This is a genomic window from Streptomyces sp. NBC_01267, from assembly GCF_036241575.1.
Classification (GTDB): Bacteria; Actinomycetota; Actinomycetes; order Streptomycetales; family Streptomycetaceae; genus Streptomyces.
In genome coordinates this window covers 3,921,101-3,938,096 of record NZ_CP108455.1, presented here as the reverse complement: position 1 = coordinate 3,938,096, position 16,996 = coordinate 3,921,101, and the positions used below count along the sequence as shown (strand labels likewise).

At 68.6% G+C, this 16,996-nt stretch carries 16 protein-coding genes and 2 tRNA genes; 14 read left to right on the top strand and 4 right to left on the bottom strand.

From position 1 onward, the window contains the following. The first annotated feature begins 27 nt into the window (after positions 1 to 27). The 6 genes from gyrA (at position 28) to OG709_RS18085 (ending at position 7,200) form a co-directional block, all read left to right on the top strand. On the top strand, positions 28 to 2,652 hold the full coding sequence (gene gyrA / locus OG709_RS18110; protein WP_250302360.1) for a DNA gyrase subunit A: 2,625 nt from the start codon (positions 28 to 30) through the stop codon (positions 2,650 to 2,652). Between the two features lie 93 nt (positions 2,653 to 2,745). After that, positions 2,746 to 3,285: a DUF3566 domain-containing protein gene (locus tag OG709_RS18105; protein WP_250302361.1), complete on the top strand. Its 540-nt coding sequence runs from the start codon at positions 2,746 to 2,748 to the stop codon at positions 3,283 to 3,285. Positions 3,286 to 3,344: 59 nt separating this feature from the next. Beyond that, positions 3,345 to 3,418: transfer RNA gene (locus OG709_RS18100), tRNA-Ile, on the top strand. A gap of 153 nt (positions 3,419 to 3,571) precedes the next feature. Continuing rightward, on the top strand, positions 3,572 to 3,706 hold the full coding sequence (locus tag OG709_RS18095; protein WP_003958712.1) for a DLW-39 family protein: 135 nt from the start codon (positions 3,572 to 3,574) through the stop codon (positions 3,704 to 3,706). Positions 3,707 to 3,895: 189 nt separating this feature from the next. Further along, on the top strand, positions 3,896 to 5,812 hold the full coding sequence (locus OG709_RS18090; protein WP_329166930.1) for a vWA domain-containing protein: 1,917 nt from the start codon (positions 3,896 to 3,898) through the stop codon (positions 5,810 to 5,812). After that, positions 5,812 to 7,200, top strand: coding sequence for a hypothetical protein (locus OG709_RS18085; RefSeq protein ID WP_250302363.1), 1,389 nt, complete (start codon positions 5,812 to 5,814; stop codon positions 7,198 to 7,200). The genes OG709_RS18090 and OG709_RS18085 overlap by 1 nt, the downstream gene beginning before the upstream one ends. Positions 7,201 to 7,221: 21 nt before the next feature. Here the strand turns inward: OG709_RS18085 and OG709_RS18080 are convergent, their stop codons facing one another. Further along, positions 7,222 to 8,580 (bottom strand): serine/threonine-protein kinase, encoded by a 1,359-nt coding sequence (locus tag OG709_RS18080; protein ID WP_250302364.1) that lies wholly within the window; start codon positions 8,578 to 8,580, stop codon positions 7,222 to 7,224. A 47-nt stretch (positions 8,581 to 8,627) separates the two neighbouring features. Then, positions 8,628 to 9,176: a helix-turn-helix domain-containing protein gene (locus OG709_RS18075; RefSeq protein WP_250302365.1), complete on the bottom strand. Its 549-nt coding sequence runs from the start codon at positions 9,174 to 9,176 to the stop codon at positions 8,628 to 8,630. 149 nt (positions 9,177 to 9,325) lie between these two features. Between OG709_RS18075 and OG709_RS18070 the strand changes: the two genes are divergently transcribed. Further along, positions 9,326 to 9,398: transfer RNA gene (locus tag OG709_RS18070), tRNA-Ala, on the top strand. Positions 9,399 to 9,797: 399 nt separating this feature from the next. On the opposite strand, the gene OG709_RS18065 is transcribed toward OG709_RS18070, so the two are convergent. Further along, a complete protein-coding gene (locus tag OG709_RS18065; protein ID WP_250302366.1) occupies positions 9,798 to 10,490 on the bottom strand; it encodes a DUF5324 family protein in 693 nt (230 codons plus the stop codon). Positions 10,491 to 10,760: 270 nt separating this feature from the next. Here OG709_RS18065 and OG709_RS18060 point away from each other — a divergent pair, with 270 nt between their 5' ends. Together OG709_RS18060 and OG709_RS18055 are read left to right on the top strand one after the other, a co-directional pair. Further along, positions 10,761 to 11,306, top strand: a complete 546-nt coding sequence (locus tag OG709_RS18060) for a peptidylprolyl isomerase (RefSeq protein WP_266641953.1) — start codon at positions 10,761 to 10,763, stop codon at positions 11,304 to 11,306. 132 nt (positions 11,307 to 11,438) lie between these two features. Continuing rightward, the gene (locus tag OG709_RS18055) at positions 11,439 to 12,332 is read left to right on the top strand and encodes a rhomboid family intramembrane serine protease (protein WP_266641955.1); all 894 of its coding nucleotides are present in this window, start codon (positions 11,439 to 11,441) and stop codon (positions 12,330 to 12,332) included. A gap of 311 nt (positions 12,333 to 12,643) precedes the next feature. Here OG709_RS18055 and crgA read toward each other — a convergent pair whose 3' ends face one another. Beyond that, complete coding sequence (crgA, locus tag OG709_RS18050; protein WP_250302369.1) at positions 12,644 to 12,901, bottom strand: cell division protein CrgA; 258 nt, start codon at positions 12,899 to 12,901, stop codon at positions 12,644 to 12,646. A gap of 146 nt (positions 12,902 to 13,047) precedes the next feature. Between crgA and OG709_RS18045 the strand changes: the two genes are divergently transcribed. The 5 genes from OG709_RS18045 (at position 13,048) to OG709_RS18025 (ending at position 16,974) form a co-directional block, all read left to right on the top strand. Then, positions 13,048 to 13,815: a DUF881 domain-containing protein gene (locus tag OG709_RS18045; protein ID WP_250302370.1), complete on the top strand. Its 768-nt coding sequence runs from the start codon at positions 13,048 to 13,050 to the stop codon at positions 13,813 to 13,815. Between the two features lie 62 nt (positions 13,816 to 13,877). Then, positions 13,878 to 14,594, top strand: coding sequence for a class E sortase (locus OG709_RS18040; RefSeq protein WP_250302371.1), 717 nt, complete (start codon positions 13,878 to 13,880; stop codon positions 14,592 to 14,594). A 60-nt stretch (positions 14,595 to 14,654) separates the two neighbouring features. Then, positions 14,655 to 14,831, top strand: coding sequence for a hypothetical protein (locus tag OG709_RS18035; RefSeq protein ID WP_250302372.1), 177 nt, complete (start codon positions 14,655 to 14,657; stop codon positions 14,829 to 14,831). Beyond that, positions 14,828 to 15,466 carry an aminodeoxychorismate/anthranilate synthase component II gene (locus OG709_RS18030; RefSeq protein WP_266641957.1) on the top strand — a complete coding sequence of 213 codons (639 nt, stop codon included), beginning with the start codon at positions 14,828 to 14,830 and terminating at the stop codon, positions 15,464 to 15,466. Before OG709_RS18035 ends, OG709_RS18030 begins: the two co-directional genes overlap by 4 nt. Positions 15,467 to 15,714: 248 nt before the next feature. Further along, positions 15,715 to 16,974 carry a class E sortase gene (locus OG709_RS18025; protein WP_443068579.1) on the top strand — a complete coding sequence of 420 codons (1,260 nt, stop codon included), beginning with the start codon at positions 15,715 to 15,717 and terminating at the stop codon, positions 16,972 to 16,974. Positions 16,975 to 16,996 lie beyond the last annotated feature (22 nt).

The window sequence follows — 16,996 nt, the reverse complement described above, 5'->3', positions numbered from 1 at the left end:
CGTAGCTCGAAAGGACTTTGACCAGCAATGGCCGACGAGAATTCCCCTGTGATGCCCGAAGCGGTGCCCGTTGTCGAGGGCGTGGGTATGCGTGTCGAGCCCGTCGGGCTCGAAACGGAGATGCAGCGCTCCTACCTCGACTACGCGATGTCCGTCATCGTGTCGCGTGCGCTGCCGGATGTGCGGGACGGTCTGAAGCCCGTGCACCGCCGAGTGCTGTACGCGATGTACGACGGTGGTTACCGGCCCGAGAAGGGCTTCTACAAGTGCGCCCGTGTCGTCGGTGACGTCATGGGCACGTACCACCCCCACGGTGACTCCTCGATCTACGACGCGCTCGTGCGGCTGGCGCAGCACTGGTCGATGCGTATGCCGCTGGTGGACTCGAACGGAAACTTCGGCTCTCCCGGCAACGACCCGGCTGCCGCCATGCGGTACACCGAGTGCAAGATGATGCCGCTGTCAATGGAGATGGTCAGGGACATCGACGAGGAGACCGTCGACTTCCAGGACAACTACGACGGCCGTAACCAGGAACCGACGGTTCTGCCGGCGCGGTTCCCGAACCTGCTGGTCAACGGCTCGGCCGGTATCGCGGTCGGTATGGCCACCAACATCCCGCCGCACAACCTGCGTGAGGTGGCGGCCGGCGCCCAGTGGTACCTGGAGAACCCGGAGGCCTCGCACGAGGACCTCCTGGACGCTCTGATGGAACGGATCAAGGGTCCGGACTTCCCGACCGGTGCGCTGGTCGTGGGGCGCAAGGGCATCGAGGAGGCGTACCGCACCGGACGCGGCTCCATCACGATGCGCGCGGTCGTGGCGGTCGAGGAGATCCAGAACCGTCAGTGCCTGGTCGTCACGGAGCTTCCGTACCAGACCAACCCCGACAACCTGGCGCAGAAGATCGCCGACCTGGTGAAGGACGGCAAGGTCGGCGGCATCGCGGATGTCCGCGACGAGACGTCCTCGCGTACCGGTCAGCGGCTGGTCGTCGTGCTGAAGCGCGACGCGGTCGCCAAGGTCGTGCTGAACAACCTCTACAAGCACACCGATCTGCAGTCGAACTTCAGCGCGAACATGCTGGCGCTCGTCGACGGGGTGCCGCGCACGCTGTCGATCGACGCGTTCATCCGGCACTGGGTGACGCATCAGATCGAGGTCATTGTCCGGCGTACGAAGTTCCGGCTGCGCAAGGCCGAGGAGCGGGCGCACATCCTGCGTGGCCTGCTGAAGGCGCTGAACGCGATCGACGAGGTCATCGCGCTCATCCGGCGCAGCCAGACGGTGGAAGTGGCGCGTGAGGGCCTCATGGGCCTGCTGGAGATCGACGAGATCCAGGCGAACGCGATCCTGGAGATGCAGCTGCGCCGACTGGCCGCACTGGAGCACCAGAAGATCACGGCCGAGCACGACGAGCTGCAGGCGAAGATCAATGAGTACAGGGCGATTCTGATCTCGCCCGATCGGCAGCGGCAGATCGTCAGCGAGGAACTCGCGGTGATCGTCGACAAGTTCGGCGACGACCGGCGCTCCAAGCTGGTGCCCTTCGACGGTGACATGTCCATCGAGGACCTGATCGCCGAGGAGGACATCGTCGTCACCATCACCAACGGTGGTTACGTCAAGCGCACCAAGACCGAGGACTACCGGTCGCAGAAGCGTGGCGGCAAGGGTGTGCGGGGCACGAAGCTGAAGCAGGACGACATCGTCGCTCACTTCTTCGTTTCGACGACCCATCACTGGCTGCTGTTCTTCACGAACAAGGGCCGGGTCTACCGGGCGAAGGCGTACGAACTGCCGGATGCGGGCCGGGATGCGCGCGGGCAGCACGTCGCCAACCTGCTGGCGTTCCAGCCGGACGAGCAGATCGCACAGATCCTGGCGATCCGGGACTACGACGCGGCGCCGTATCTGATCCTGGCCACCAAGGGCGGCCTGGTGAAGAAGACTCCTCTCAAGGACTACGACTCGCCCCGTTCCGGCGGCGTCATCGCGATCAACCTGCGGGAGACCGCGGACGGCAGCGACGACGAGCTGATCGGTGCCGAGCTGGTCTCGGCGGAGGACGATCTGCTCCTGGTCAGCAGGAAGGCGCAGTCGATCCGGTTCACGGCGACGGATGACGCGTTGCGCCCGATGGGGCGTGCGACTTCCGGCGTGAAGGGCATGAGTTTCCGTGAGGGGGACGAGCTGCTCTCGATGAATGTCGTGCGGACCGGTACTTTCGTGTTCACTGCCACTGACGGTGGGTACGCCAAGCGGACCCCCGTCGACGAGTACCGCGTTCAGGGCCGCGGCGGCCTCGGCATCAAGGCCGCCAAGATCGTGGAGGACAGGGGCTCGCTGGTCGGTGCTCTGGTGGTGGAGGAGACGGACGAGATCCTCGCCATCACGCTCGGCGGTGGTGTGATTCGTACGCGAGTCAATGAAGTCAGGGAGACCGGCCGTGACACCATGGGCGTTCAACTGATCAACCTGGGCAAGCGCGATGCCGTGGTCGGTATCGCTCGTAACGCCGAGGCAGGCCGTGAGGCCGAAGAGATTGACGCGGTCGACGGCGACGCGGTCGACGGTGAACCGGTCGACGGCGATGCGACCGAGGCGGTAGTCGAGGGCACCGAGCCTTCGGCCGGGGAGCACGAGGAGTAGAACGTGAGTGGAGCCACGGGCGCCGGAGCGGCCGCTTCCGGAGCTGGAGCACACGGTGCCCGTGGCCCTGCCGCGGACTCTCAAGGGGGAACGGTGACGGACACGCGTGGGGCGCAGCCGCAGTTCGAGGCGCAGCCGTATCAGCCGCCGCAGGCCTACCCGTCGCCGGGCGCCGGCGGCACGCAGGGCGGACAGCAGCGCCCGGCGGGTGGTACGCAGGCCGGCGTGCGCAAGGCACGCACAGGGGCGCGTACGACGCCCCGTACGCGCAAGGCAAGGCTGCGGGTCGCCAAGGCCGATCCGTGGTCGGTGATGAAGGTCAGCTTCCTGCTGTCCATCGCGCTGGGCATCTGCACGATCGTGGCGGCCGCGGTGCTGTGGATGGTCATGGACGCGATGGGCGTCTTCACCACGGTGGGCGGGACCATCAGCGATGCCACGGGCTCCAGTGACGGAAGCGGCTTCGATCTTCAGTCGTTCCTCTCGCTGCCGCGGGTGCTGCTGTTCACGTCGGTCATCGCGGTGATCGACGTGGTGCTGGCCACTGCGCTGGCGACGCTCGGGGCTTTCATCTACAACCTGTCGGCCGGGTTCGTGGGTGGCGTCGAGCTGACGCTGGCCGAGGACGAGTAGGACCTCGGCTATCGATTTTGGGACTGGCCCTGGAGTGCGCTAATCTTCAGGGGCAGCGCGGGGCTATAGCTCAGTTGGTTAGAGCGCATCCCTGATAAGGATGAGGCCACAGGTTCAAATCCTGTTAGCCCCACCGCGAACATCGGCCCGGACGGTTTCCCGTCCGGGCCGATTGCATTCCCGGGGCCGATAGTTGGGTGGGGAACTAGGTCACCGATCGGTATCGGCCGGTGTGTATAGTCGGGCGCCAGAAGTCCCTTACGTCAAGGAAAGACGAGGTCGCGCGGTGAAGAAGCTTCTCCTGGTCGCACTGGCCGCCATCGGCGGGCTCCTCGTGTACCGCCAGATCCAGGCGGATCGCGCCGAGCAGGATCTGTGGACGGAGGCGACTGACTCCGTGCCCGCAGGTTCGGGTGTGTGAGACCCAGCGTCGTACCCACAGGACCCCGGCCGCTTCTGCGGCCGGGGTCCTGTGGTGTCCGGGCCCCAGGTGTCCGGGCCCCAGGTGTCCGGCGGATGTTGCGGGACCGTGACGCCCCATCCCTTGAGTTCACCCTCGCAAATCATTAGCTTGCAAGAGCAAAGCTTGTGACTGTGAGGGGGACCACAGATGACAACTCGACTTCTGGCCGGTGCGGCCGTGTCGGCGCTATTGGCGCTGTCGGCCGGGCCGCTTCAGACGGCACAGGCCGCAGGGTCGGCGAGTACGGGCGGCGGCAACAGCCTGGTGATGGTGCTGGATTCCTCCGGCTCCATGACGGATGACGACGGCTCGGGACGTACGCGGATGGAGACCGCCCGACGGGCGGTGGGCACCGTGGTGGACGGTCTGCCCGACGGCTACCCCACCGGGCTGCGGGTGTACGGGGCCGACCGGTCCAGCGGGTGCACCGACACCCGGCTGGCGCGCTCCGTGCAGCCGCTGGACCGCGCCGCGCTGAAGAGCGCCGTGGCGGCCGTGCGGCCCAGAGGTGACACTCCCATCGGCCTGTCGCTCCAGAAGGCGGCCAGGGACCTTCCACGGCCGTCCGGAGGGGCGACCGGGACGCGCACGATCCTGTTGATCTCCGACGGCGAGGACAACTGCGGTACGCCCGCACCGTGCGACGTGGCGAAACAGCTCGGCAGGGAGGGTGCGGACCTGCGGATCGACACCGTCGGATTCCAGGTGCGCGGCAAGGCCAGGCAGCAGCTCGAATGCATCGCGGGGGCGGGGAACGGGCGTTACTACGACGCGCCCGACGCCGAGGCACTCGCCCGGCAGCTCCAGCGCGCCTCGCAGCTCTCCGCGGACGGCTACCGCACGAAGGGCGAGCGGGTCGCAGGAGCGGCCGGCCGGGGGAAGGCTCCGGTGCTTCCGCCCGGCCAGTACCTGGACACCGTCGGGCCCGGTGAGAAGCGGTACTACGCCGTCGAGCTCGATGCCGCGTCCACCGTGGACTTCTCGGTGACCGCGGTCCCGCAGGCCGGTGCGGCGGTCGGCTCCCTCGACGCGCTGCGCACCCGGCTCCTGTACGCGGCCGACGGCTCCTGCGACACCGGCACCGTGCACTTCTTCCAGAACGAGGGTGCGACGCCGCTGACTTCGGCCCTGGCCCGGATCCCGAACGAGGAGGGGACCGGGATCTGTGACAGGGCCGGCCGGTACTGGCTGGAGGTCGAGCGGGAGAGCGCGCCCGGTTCGGACGCCGGTCGCTGGCCGCTGGAGCTGACGTACGACGTGGAGGAGCCCCTCGCGCAGGGGGTGACCCCCGCTCAGTCGCGGCCGGAGTACGGGAAGGGCGACAAGAACGCCGTGCTGCCCACCGGGACTCCGCAGGACGTGACGGGCGGTACCGGGTTCAACGATGCGCGGGTGCTCGGCCAGGGCGTCTGGCGCGATCGGATCCTGCCCTCCCAGACGCTCTGGTACAAGGTGCCCGCGGGCTGGGGTCAGCAGGTCCGCTACGGCGTGGAGTTCGCCAACGAACCGACGGTGTCGGGTGCTTCGCCGGTGCTGTCGTACGGCGCGACGCAGGTCTACACCCCGGCTCGGGCGCCCGTCGGCACCGGCACCACGGAATTCAGCCCGAAAGCCGTCTACAACGGCCGTCCCGCCGCGGTGGACATGGGAACGGTGCCGGTCGCGTGGACCAACAGGTACGAGTCGCACCCCGATGTGATCCCGGTCCATGCCAAGGGGGGTTTCTACATCGCGGTGACGCTCGGTGCGAAGGCCGCCGAGATCGCCGCGAACCCGCAGATCGGTGTGGTGCTGAGGGTGGCCGTGCTCGGTGACGAGCTGGCGGGGCCTCAGCACGGTGCTCCCGCGCTCGCCAAGGACGCGGGCGGGCAGGGGGCGGCCGGCCGCGGCCAGGATTCAGCCGCGCGCGCAGACAGTGGTGCGAGTGCCGGGGCAGGATGGAGCGGCACCAAGACTGTTGCTGCAGTGGGCGGTGGGGCTGTTGTGGTCGCTGTGATCGCGGGGGCGGTCTTTGTACGGGGGCGGCGCCGGGTTGCCGCGAGGACGACGAGGGGTAACGGGTGATGAGACAGCGCAGCAGGGGACGGATCGTGCTGGCCGCGGTGGTGGCGACGTGCGCCGTGGGGGCACTGCCGGGGCAGGCCCTGGCAGTGGGCGACCCCGATCCGTACGTCTTCGACTCGCACGCGAAGAGGGTGGCGGGCGCGCCGGCCAGCACCGACGCGCAGGAGCTCAAGGCCGGTTCGACGTACCGGTCCGCCATCAAGCCGGGCGGCCAGCTCTACTACCAGGTGGAACTGGACGCCGATTCGAATGCGTACGTCTCGGCGGTCGCCGTACCGAAGCTGGGGCCGGAGGCGAAGGTCGGCTACGCCGACGGCATCAAGGTGACGCTCCAGGATCGTGAGGGCGACTCCTGTGACTACAACGACGATGCGGTGTTCGGCTCGGCCCAGTACCCCCGTCCGATCGCCGCCTACGCCTCCCGCACGATCAAGAAGGGCAGCACTTCCTGCCGGACGGCCGGCCCGTACTACGTGCTGATCGAGCGGACGACCAAGGCCACGTCCGCGCAGGAGGAGTGGGACCTGGAGATCCGGTTCGACACCGAGCCCGGTCTGAAGGCCGGGTCGGGCGGCCCGACGGAGGCACCCTCCAGCTGGCCATCGGCGACGCCCGTGCCGCCCTCCGGGAAGTCCGGACGGGCACAGGGAGGGACGGGGTTCAACGACGCCGCCGCGCTGAAGGGCGGAGTGTGGGACGACCGGATCAAGCCGGGACAGACCCTCTTCTACCGGGTGCCGGTCGACTGGGGACAGCAGCTCTTCGCCACGGCCGACCTCGGCAGTTCCCCGGGCAACGGCTATGTCGGGAGCGCCCTCACGGTGCAGTTGTACAACCCGGTGCGCGCCGCGGTCACCAGTGGGGACACCGCGTACGACGGGAAGCCGAAGTCGGCCGCGCCGGATCCGGTGGCGCCGGTGGCGTACGAGAACCGGTACAGCACGAGCGACGCGGTCAACGGGGCGCGGATGGCCGGTGACTACTACCTGGCGGTCACGCTCAGCCCGGAGGTCGCGAACAAGTTCGGGGAGAAGGAGTACGGGCTGACGCTGCGGACGAGTATCAAGGGCACCGCAGGGTCCCCGCCCGCATACGCGGGGGCCGTTCCGGACTTCAGCGCCGGCGGAGGCGACGGGACGGGGAACGGCACCATGAAGCTGGTGGGGGTCACCGGGATCGGCGCGGGGGCGGTGCTGGTGCTGGGCCTGGGGGCATGGACGGTGGGCGCCCGGCGGCGGGCGGGAGCACCGACGGCACAGCAACAGGCTCGGACGCAGGGCCGGCCGCAGGTCCAGGCGCAGGGAAGCCAACCGCAGGGAAGCCAACCGCAGGGGCCCTCGCAGGCCTCGCAGTCTCAGCAGCAGTACGGGCCGCCTTCGGCCTGGTAGCCCCTGGCCGTCGGTCGGGATTCAGCTCTGGGTCAGCGCCCAGATGCCCACCGCGAAACAGATCAGCGCGAGGACCAGAACCGGGACCGCCACCTTCGGGGGCGGTCCCGGCCGCTTCCGCGGCACGGGTACCGACTGGGTGGGAACCTGCGAGGGCTGAGCGGTGTACGGATGAGTGTGGGGTTGTTCGTAGGGGGTCTGAACTTCGTACGGGGTCTGAACAGGGAGGGGGGCGGCCACATGCGCAGCTGTGACGGTGTGGGCGGGCTCGGGTACCGGTGCAGGAGCGGGGTGAGCGGTGGCCGATCGGGGCGGCGGCGCCAGATGGAAGCTGCCCGTTTCCGACATCGCGGCCGACAGGGGGTGGGGCTGCTGCTGGTGCTGCTGCGATGCGGGCGGGGACTGCGGTGGTACGGCGGCCTGTTGGGGGATGGCCTGAGGCGGGTCGGTCTGTTGGGGGTTGGTCCGAGGCGCGGCGTGCAGGGGAGACTGCCGCGGGTCGGCGGGTCCGTCCGGGCCGAACCCGGTCGGGAGCGGGCCGATCTGGTCGAAGACTTCGACGGGCTCCTCGTCGGGGCTCGTCCCGGACAGCAGCTCGGCGGCCGTGGTCAGCGCTTTTCGCGCGCCCGTCGCCGTACGGAACCTGGCCTGCGGGTCCGGCTGGAGCAGCCCCGCGAGCACTTGCCACAGCGGCTCGGGGATGCCCTGGGGAGCACCGGGCGTGCCATGGGCCGCGAAGTGTTCCACGAGGGCCCTGGAGTCGGGCCGGGCACCCTGGAGCAGATAGAGCGCGACCAGGCCGACTGCGAAGAGGTCAGCCGTGAAGTCCGGCTCGGCGCCGAGCATCTGCTCGGGCGCGAAGTAACCGGGCGTCCCCACCACGTAGTTGGTCTCGGTGAGGCGGGGCTCGCCCTTGCGCATCGAGATGCCGAAGTCGGACAGCCGCAGATGCGGCCGTCCGGTCCCGGTGGCTTCCAGCAGGATGTTCGCCGGCTTGATGTCGCGGTGCACCACCCCCTCCGCGTGCACGGCGGCCAGCCCGGCCAGCAGCTGATCGAGCAGGGTGCAGACGAACCGCGGGGGCAGCGGTCCGTAGTCACCTATGACGTTGACGAGGGAACCGCCACTCACCAGTTCCATGGTGAACAGCACCTTGTCGTCGTCGGCAGCCCAGCTGGCGGGGGCGAGCACATGCGGGTGATCGATCCGCAGGGCCTGTTCGCGGACGAAGCGCAGCAGGGTGTGCGCGTCGCTCTGCTGCAGCACCTTGGCTGCCACATACCGACGTCGACGGTGGTCCCACGCGCGCCAGACGGCGCCGACGCCCCCGCGCCCTATCGGGTCGACCAGTTCGTACCGCCCGGCGAAGACCTCACCCATGCGCTGTGCCCGCTCCCCGTCTCAGCTGTGTCAGATGCGTCCGAGTCTCAGCTCTGGTGCGCCTCGTAATGCGAGACCGCTTCAGCGGTGCGCCCGGCGCCGTACACCCTCAGGAACTCTGCCAGTTCAGGGTGGGTCGGGGCGAGGGTGTTCGCCGCATCGATGATGTCGCCGGCGGCTGAGACGGAGCGCAACAGGGACTGGATCTCGCGCACCACGCGGCGCACGGTCGGTGCACCCGTGGTGGACGTGGTCTGGCCGGTGTTGGAGAGGACCGAGCCGCCCTGGGACTTCTTGATCTCCTCCATCCGGTCGGTGGCCTCGCCCGCGCTGACGCTGCCGTCGGCGACCAGGCCGGAGAGTTCCTGAAGTGCCTGGACGCGCTGGACCACAGCCGGGTTGCCGATCTTGGCGCGCTGGCCGCTCATCAGCTGGGAAAGCATCGGAGCGGACAGTCCGAGCACCGCGGCGAGGCGGGCCTGGTTCAGGCCCAGGTCATCGATGAGACGGCGGAAGAGCGCCCCCAGCGGCTCTCCGTACCAACTGCGCTGGAGGTCCCTCGCTCTCGCGGTGGCCTCTTGTTGTGCTGCGTCCATTGCGTCTCCCCATCGCTACCCCAGTGCGGCGGTTCGCTGCCGCGAACCCCGTCTGCATCTTACGGAGCGTGGTCGCGGACCGGGAGTCCCAATCCTTTTGTGAGATACCCCCGGTCACCCGCTACTCTTGTCTCGCACCAACCCGTTCCGGGGCCTTAGCTCAGTTGGTAGAGCGCTGCCTTTGCAAGGCAGATGTCAGGAGTTCGAATCTCCTAGGCTCCACTTGCTAAATGCCCTCTGACCTGCGGAAACGTAGCTCAGAGGGCATTTTTTGTGCCACTGGCGGGCGTGGTGGTGCCAGGGCCGGTGACGGAGCCCCGAAGAAGGCGGCCTCGCCTCCGGCATCGTCGGCACCGGCTACCAGGTCCGCACTCGCCCTCGCCGCCATGACCGCCATCGCCGCCGCCCACGGCGCCAACCGGCTCGGGCAACCCGGCCAAGGGGAACGGAACGCCAGAGCGCGGGGTGCCAGGAGATCCGAGTCTCCTGGCACCCCGCGCTCTGTTCTGTACCGCTGTTCTGTGCCGCTGTTCTGTACGACTGTTCGTGTTGCTGTTCTGTAAGGCTGTCCCGTACCGGCGTCCGGGCTGTTCCGCCGTGGTGGGCGTGGTGCTTGCGCTCTTACGGCCGGTTGTCGCGCTTGGTGTCGTCCGCTTCTGCCTTGGCCTGCTTGGCCTTCACCTCGGGGTCCAGTGCTCCCGGGCTGCCGTCGACCGCGGTCAGCGTCGGGCGGTCCGAGACCTCGGTGGGGGCGGGCGGTTCGACCAGCCAGTCCGGGTTCGCCTGCTTGTCCCACCACTTCCAGGCGGCGAAGGCGCCACCCGCGAGTACGCCGAGTACGACAACGCCCTTGAACAGGCGGCCCGTCGTCGCGCAGCGCTGGTTCTTCCTGGCCAGCTTCTGGATCTGCTTCGCGGAGACCTGCCCGCGCAGCGCCGCCACCGCCGCCGCGCTGCGGGCTGCCGCTTCCTCGCGTACGGGCTGGGCCGCTGCCACGGCCTGCTCGACCCGGGGGGCGAACTGGCTCTGTGCCTGGCGGGCCGCCTTGGCGGCGCGCTGTGCTGCCGCGTCGACCTTCGGCGGAACATGAGTGAGGGCCTGGTCGACATGCGGTGCGAGACGCGCGTCGTACTGGGTCCGGGCCTGCTGCGCCGCGAGCGAGACCTTGGGGGCCAGCCGTACCCGAGCTTCGTTGGCGTAATACGTGGCCTGTCCCTTGGCCGTACCGGCGTAGGGCGCCACCACTTCCGCGGCGTGCAGCACGCTTTCCTTCGCCGTACCGGTCGCGGCGCGCACGCTGTCCATGCGGGTCACAGTTCCTCCTCATCGGTGGCGTTCTCTAATTCGCCTTTCCACCCTTTTCGAAATCATGCCTGCCCCCGGCCGTCACGGCACGTGAGGGCGGGCATCCGGGTCAAGAAAGGCAAGATCGGTCATTGTGGTGCAAGGGGAGCTTGCGGTCGACAATGCCACGGTTCGGTGCGGTGCGTGCCGGTTCAGTGGTGACTCGGGTGCTTTTCTCTGTACGGGGTAGGTCCGTGCGAGGATCGGTCATCGTCAGAGAAGACTTACGGAAGGCACATCGTGGCCGAGCAGCTTTACGCCACCCTGAAGACCAACCACGGCGACATCGTGATCCGGCTGCTGCCGAATCACGCGCCGAAGACGGTCAAGAACTTTGTGGAGCTTGCCCAGGGCGAGCGTGAGTGGACCCACCCGGCCACCGGTAAGAAGTCCACGGACAGGCTCTACGACGGCACTGTTTTCCACCGGGTGATCAGTGGCTTCATGATCCAGGGCGGCGACCCGCTGGGCAATGGCACGGGCGGTCCGGGATACGAGTTCGCGGACGAGTTCCACCCCGAGCTGGCCTTCGACAAGCCGTATCTGCTGGCCATGGCCAACGCGGGCCCGGGGACCAACGGCTCGCAGTTCTTCATCACGGTGTCGCCGACGGCCTGGCTGACCCGTAAGCACAGCATCTTCGGCGAGGTCACCGACCCGGCCAGCCAGAAGGTCATCGACGAGATCATCGCCACCCCGACCAACCCGCGCACGGACCGCCCGGTCCAGGACGTTGTCATCGAGACGGTCGTCGTCGAGACTCGCAACGGCGTCGGCAAGGGCTGAGCCACCCGAGACATTCCGTATGCGGTACGGGCCCGTCCCCGTTCGCGGTACGGGAACCACCCGCCCCGTTCGTCCGTATGACGAGCGGGGCGGTGCACTGCGTACGCGACCCGTACGAGACGAGGGAACCCGATGGAACAGGTGCCAGGAGGCCCGGAGCGGCAGGCCGGGGCGAGCGGTCTGCCCAGCTGCTACCGCCATCCCGGTGTGGAGACGGGCATCAGCTGCGTCCGCTGTGAGCGGCCGATCTGCCCGCAGTGCATGGTGAGTGCCTCGGTTGGCTTCCAGTGCCCGGAGTGCGTGCGCGGTGCCGGGAGCACCGGCAGTACCCCGGCGGCGACCCGGCCACGCACGGTGGCGGGCGGGGCGATCACGGCCGACCCGCACATGATCACCAAGATCCTCATCGGGATCAACGTCCTGGTGTTCATCCTGCAGCTCGCGAACGGCTACAGCTTCAACCCGTCCTACGAGATGCTGGGCCGGGCTCGGATCACGCCGTTCGGGCCGGTGGAGGGTGTCGCCGAGGGGCAGTGGTACCGGCTGCTGACCGCGATGTTCATGCACGGCGGCTATGTGCACATCGGGTTCAACATGCTCAGCCTGTGGTGGATCGGCGGGCCGCTGGAAGCGGCGCTCGGCCGGGCGCGCTACCTCGCGCTCTATCTGATCTCGGGGCTGGCGGGCAGCGCGCTCACCTACCTCATCGCCGCCCCGAACGAGGGCTCGCTCGGGGCTTCCGGCGCCATCTTCGGGCTGCTGGGCGCCACCGCGGTGCTGATGAAGCGCATGAACTACGACATGCGCCCGCTGTTCGGCCTGCTCGTGGTCAACGTGATCTTCACCTTCAGCGGTGGCATCGCCTGGGAGGCGCACCTGGGCGGCTTCGTCGCCGGGATCATCGTGGCGATCGGCATGGTGCACGCCCCGCGCGACCGGCGGACGCTGCTGCAGTTCGGGACCTGTGCCCTTGTTCTCGCGGCGACGATCGCCATGGTGCTGATCAGAACCGCGATGCTCACCTGAGTCCGAAGGCCCGAAGGCCCGAAGGCGGGCCGGCGGGCCGGTTCTGAGCCGGTCCGGGGCCGAGTTGTCCACAGCGAGTGGCGGATCCTGTGCACCCTGTGGGGAACGGGTGTGCCCCTCGTCCCTGAGCTGGGTTTCCCCAGGAGGGGCAAGGGGCGGGCCGTTGCTGTGGTATGGCGTCAAGTAGTCACACCGGCGTCAACACCCGAAAGTTATCCACAGATCTTCTGAGTTTTCCCCGGTTGTGGATAGCGCTGTGGATAACTCAGGGCAAGGCTTGACGGGCGCGGGGCGATGTGGAGGGGGGAGAACTACTTCCACTGGGTCGAGACGCCGAAGCCGGCGGCGATGAAGCCGAAGCCGACCACGATGTTCCAGTTCCCGAACGGCTTGATGGGCATATCGCCCTCCGTCACATAAAAGACAACGATCCAGGCGAGACCGATCAAGAAGAACGCCAGCATCACCGGAGCCACCCAGCCGCGATTCGTCAGCTTTATGGCAGTCGCCTGCTTCGTCGCGGGCGGCGGTGTGAAATCGGCCTTCTTGCGGATACGTGACTTCGGCACGAGGGACTCTCCTGTCGATGCGCTGCGTGACCGCGCAGGGGGAACTGTGTGGGAAGTGCTCGGGAGCGGATGCGACGGGGCGCATTGCCTCCCCCTGGCGTCCGTTAGCGTAGTGCTTCCGGGGTGTGGAAGGAGATAAGGGTACGTTGAGCAATTCTGGCGACTCTCCCGCAGGGGCCGCGCGCAGCCGCGGACGGCGGCCCGTCCGTGTGCTCACTGCCGCTGTCTTCGCGCTCGCCGGTCTCATCTTCGTCACCAGTTTCAACACGGCCAAGGGCACCGATATCCGGACCGATGCGTCGATGCTGAAACTCTCGGACCTCATCCAGGAACGCAACGAGAAGAACAAAGAGCTCGACGAGTCCACCGCATCGGTGCGCGGAGACGTCGACGCGCTCGCCCGCCGTGACGGCGGGAGCACGAAAAAAGAGGACGCCGATCTCAAGGCGCTGGAGAAGTCGGCCGGTACCGAGAAGCTCAGCGGCCCCGCGGTGACCGTCACGCTCGACGACGCACCGCCCAACGCCACCGCCAACCCCGGCTACCCCGACCCGCAGCCCAACGACCTGGTGATCCACCAGCAGGACCTCCAGGCGGTCGTCAACGCCCTCTGGCAGGGCGGCGCCAAGGGCATCAAGGTCATGGACCAGCGGCTGATCACCACCAGCGCGGTGCGCTGCGTCGGCAACACCCTGATCCTCCAGGGCCGCGTCTACTCGCCGCCCTACAAGGTGACGGCCGTCGGCGACGTGGACAAGCTGAAGCGGGCGCTCACGGCCTCCCGGTCCATCCAGAACTACCTGCAGTACGTGAAGGCGTACGGGCTCGGCTGGAAAGTCGATGCGTACAGAGCGGTGACTCTTCCCGGGTACTCGGGCACAGTGGATCTCCATTACGCGCAGCCCGTGAAGTAGCGGGGTCTGTGAAGGAGCAGAGCCTGTGGGGCGGCCGGACAGCTCAGGGGAGGCGGCGGGCGGTGACCGTGCGACTGGTCGTCAGAAGCTTCAGTGAACTCTGCATCACCGTCGGCGCCCTGATCGTGCTGTTCGTGGTGTATCTCCTCTTCTGGACGGGGATCAAAGCGGACAGTGCCGCTGACCACCAGATCGATGACCTGCACCGTCAGTGGGCCGGCGCGACCGCCTCTCCCGGTGCCGCGTCCGGGGCGGGCGGCACGTCGTCGAAGCCGGGGCGGACCGCGTCGCCCGCCCCGGTGGCGTACCGGGCGGGAAAGCCCTTCGCGGTGATGTACGTCCCACGGCTCGGCCGGAGCTGGTCGCGGCCCGTGCTGCAGGACACCGCCGTCGGGACGCTCCAGAAGGGGCTCGGCCACTACGCGGGCACCGCGCGGCTGGGCGACACGGGGAACTTCGCGGTCGCGGGTCACCGGCGGACGTACGGCGACCCGTTCAAGGACTTTCCGGAACTGCGGCCCGGGGACGCCGTGGTGCTGACGGACGGGACCACCTGGTTCACGTACCGCATCGACAAGAAGCCCTACCTGACCGTCCCCTCGGACACCGGCGTCATCGATCCGGTGCCGGTGAAGTCGGGTTTTCAGGGACCCGGCCGCTATCTCACACTGACCACCTGCGACCCGGAATGGGGCAGCAGTCACCGGCTGATCGCGTGGGGGCACCTCGACTCCACCCAGCCTGTGACCAAGGGCAAGCCGGCCGCTTTGCTCAGGTGACCCACCAGCGCCTGCCCCCGCCCTTTAGTCTGGTCCGGTACCACGAACGGAAGGGACAGCATGTACGGCTGGATCTGGCGGCATCTGCCGGGCAACGTATGGCTGCGGGCGGTCGTCTCGCTCGTGCTGGTGCTCGCGGTCGTCTACCTGCTCTTCCAGTACGTCTTCCCGTGGGCGGAGCCGCTGCTTCCGTTCAACGATGTGACGGTCGACCAGGGCTTGGGGGTCATCCGATGAGCGCCCGCATCCTGGTTGTCGACAACTACGACAGCTTCGTGTTCAACCTGGTCCAGTACCTGTACCAGCTGGGCGCCGATTGCGAGGTCGTACGGAACGACGAGGTGACCCTCGCGCACGCGCAGGACGGCTTCGACGGCGTACTGCTCTCCCCCGGCCCCGGAACGCCCGAACACGCGGGCGTCTGCGTGGACATGGTGCGGCACTGCGCCGACACCGGGGTGCCCGTCTTCGGTGTCTGCCTGGGCATGCAGTCGATGGCGGTGGCGTACGGCGGTGTCGTGGACCGCGCCCCCGAGCTGCTGCACGGCAAGACGTCCTCGGTCACGCACGAGGGGGCCGGGGTGTTCAGCGGGCTGCCCTCGCCGTTCACCGCGACCCGGTACCACTCGCTCGCCGCGGTGCCGCAGACGGTGCCGGCCGAGCTGGAGGTCACGGCGTGGACCGCGGACGGCATCATCATGGGGCTGCGGCACCGTGAACTGCCGGTCGAGGGCGTGCAGTTCCACCCCGAGTCGGTACTGACCGAGCACGGCCATCTGATGCTCGCCAACTGGCTCGTCCAGTGCGGGGACACGGGGGCCGTCGGCCGGTCGGCGGGCCTGGCACCGGTGGTGGGCAAGGCCGCGGCGTGACAGAGCTGCGCCCCGGACACGACGGTTCGGGGGCATCGGAGCCGCCGGAAGGGGCCGGGACCGCCGGGCGGGCGTACGACCCTCTGACGGACCCGCTGCCGCCCGGAGCGCCCGGCGAACACCCTTCGCCGTGGTTCCGCACCGAGGAGGCGCCGTCGGGGGCGCACAGACGGCCCGAGCCCGTGGTGCAGGACCCGCCGCAGGACTGGTACGGGCGCGAGCCCGCGTACGAGCCGGAGGCGGCGCGGATTCCTGCGCCGGGTGCCACGGTTCAGGATCCCGCGAAACCGGGTGCCGAGCGTCCGGGTGCTGAGCGTCGGGGAGCCGAGCGTCCGGGAGCGGTGGATCCCGGTGCGGGGATTCGGGGTGCCGCGAATCCGGTGACTGTGAATCCGGTAGTCGTGAATCCAGTAGTCGTGAATCCGGTTGTCCCGGATCCGGTTGTCCCGGATCCGGCTGTCCCGGGCCGAAGTGCCGCGAATCCGGTGCGTGTTGAGCCGGTGCCCGCTGACCCGGTGCCCGCTGACCCCGGCTCCGCACACCGGGCGATGGCGGATCCGCCCGTGGTGGATCTGCCGCCGGAACCGGTCACCCATGTTCTTCCCGGACCGGTCCCCGCCTTCGACCCGGAGCCGGACGACCGGACCGTCCTGCTCCGGAAGACCGAGCCGGCGCCCGAGCCGCCCGTGCCGACCGGGGGCCGCGCGGAGCGCCGTAAGGCCGCAAAGGGGCGGGGCCGTAAGGCCGCCGTGCCCGCCGAACCCGTCATCCCGGCCATCCCGCGCACCCGCATGGAGGCCCGTGCCGCGGCCCGTGCGCTCAAGGACAGCCCCGCGGTCATCGCCAGCCGGGCCATCGGTGAGATCTTCATCAGCCTCGGTGTGCTGATGCTGCTGTTCGTCACGTACCAGCTGTGGTGGACGAACGTACGCGCCCACCAGGAGGCGAACGGCACCGCCCACAGCCTGCAGGACGACTGGGCGAAGGGCGGGGACAAGAAGAGCGGGCCGGGCGCGTTCGAGCCGGGGCAGGGGTTCGCGATCATCCACATCCCCGAGCTGGACGTGGTCGTGCCGATCGCGGAGGGCGTCAGCAAGACCAAGGTCCTCGACCGCGGCATGGTCGGCCACTACAGCGAGGGCGACCTGAAGACGGCGATGCCGTCGGCGAAGACGGGCAACTTCGCACTGGCGGGGCACCGCAATACGCACGGGGAGCCGTTCCGGTACATCAACAAGCTCAAGGACGGCGACAAGGTCGTCGTCGAGACCCAGGACGACTACTACACGTACGAGGTGACGAGCCACCTGGCGCAGACGTCCCCGTCGAACGTGTCGGTGATCGAGCCGGTGCCGGTGGGGTCGGGGTTCACCAAGCCGGGGCGGTACATCACGCTGACGACGTGTACGCCGGAGTTCACCAGTACGTACCGAATGGTCGTCTGGGGCAAGATGGTTGACGAACGGCCACGGAGCAAGGGGCTGCCCGACGCCCTGACCACGGGCTGAGCGTACGGACTACAGGGGACGG

Excerpts from the sequence above, each read along its gene's own strand:
- gyrA (WP_250302360.1), top strand. The coding sequence starts at position 28 with ATGGCCGACGAGAATTCCCCTGTGATGCCCGAAGCGGTGCCCGTTGTC.
- OG709_RS18090 (WP_329166930.1), top strand. The coding sequence starts at position 3,896 with ATGACAACTCGACTTCTGGCCGGTGCGGCCGTGTCGGCGCTATTGGCG.
- OG709_RS18085 (WP_250302363.1), top strand. The coding sequence starts at position 5,812 with ATGAGACAGCGCAGCAGGGGACGGATCGTGCTGGCCGCGGTGGTGGCG.
- OG709_RS18080 (WP_250302364.1), bottom strand. The coding sequence starts at position 8,580 with ATGGGTGAGGTCTTCGCCGGGCGGTACGAACTGGTCGACCCGATAGGG.
- OG709_RS18075 (WP_250302365.1), bottom strand. The coding sequence starts at position 9,176 with ATGGACGCAGCACAACAAGAGGCCACCGCGAGAGCGAGGGACCTCCAG.
- OG709_RS18055 (WP_266641955.1), top strand. The coding sequence starts at position 11,439 with ATGGAACAGGTGCCAGGAGGCCCGGAGCGGCAGGCCGGGGCGAGCGGT.
- OG709_RS18035 (WP_250302372.1), top strand. The coding sequence starts at position 14,655 with ATGTACGGCTGGATCTGGCGGCATCTGCCGGGCAACGTATGGCTGCGG.
- OG709_RS18030 (WP_266641957.1), top strand. The coding sequence starts at position 14,828 with ATGAGCGCCCGCATCCTGGTTGTCGACAACTACGACAGCTTCGTGTTC.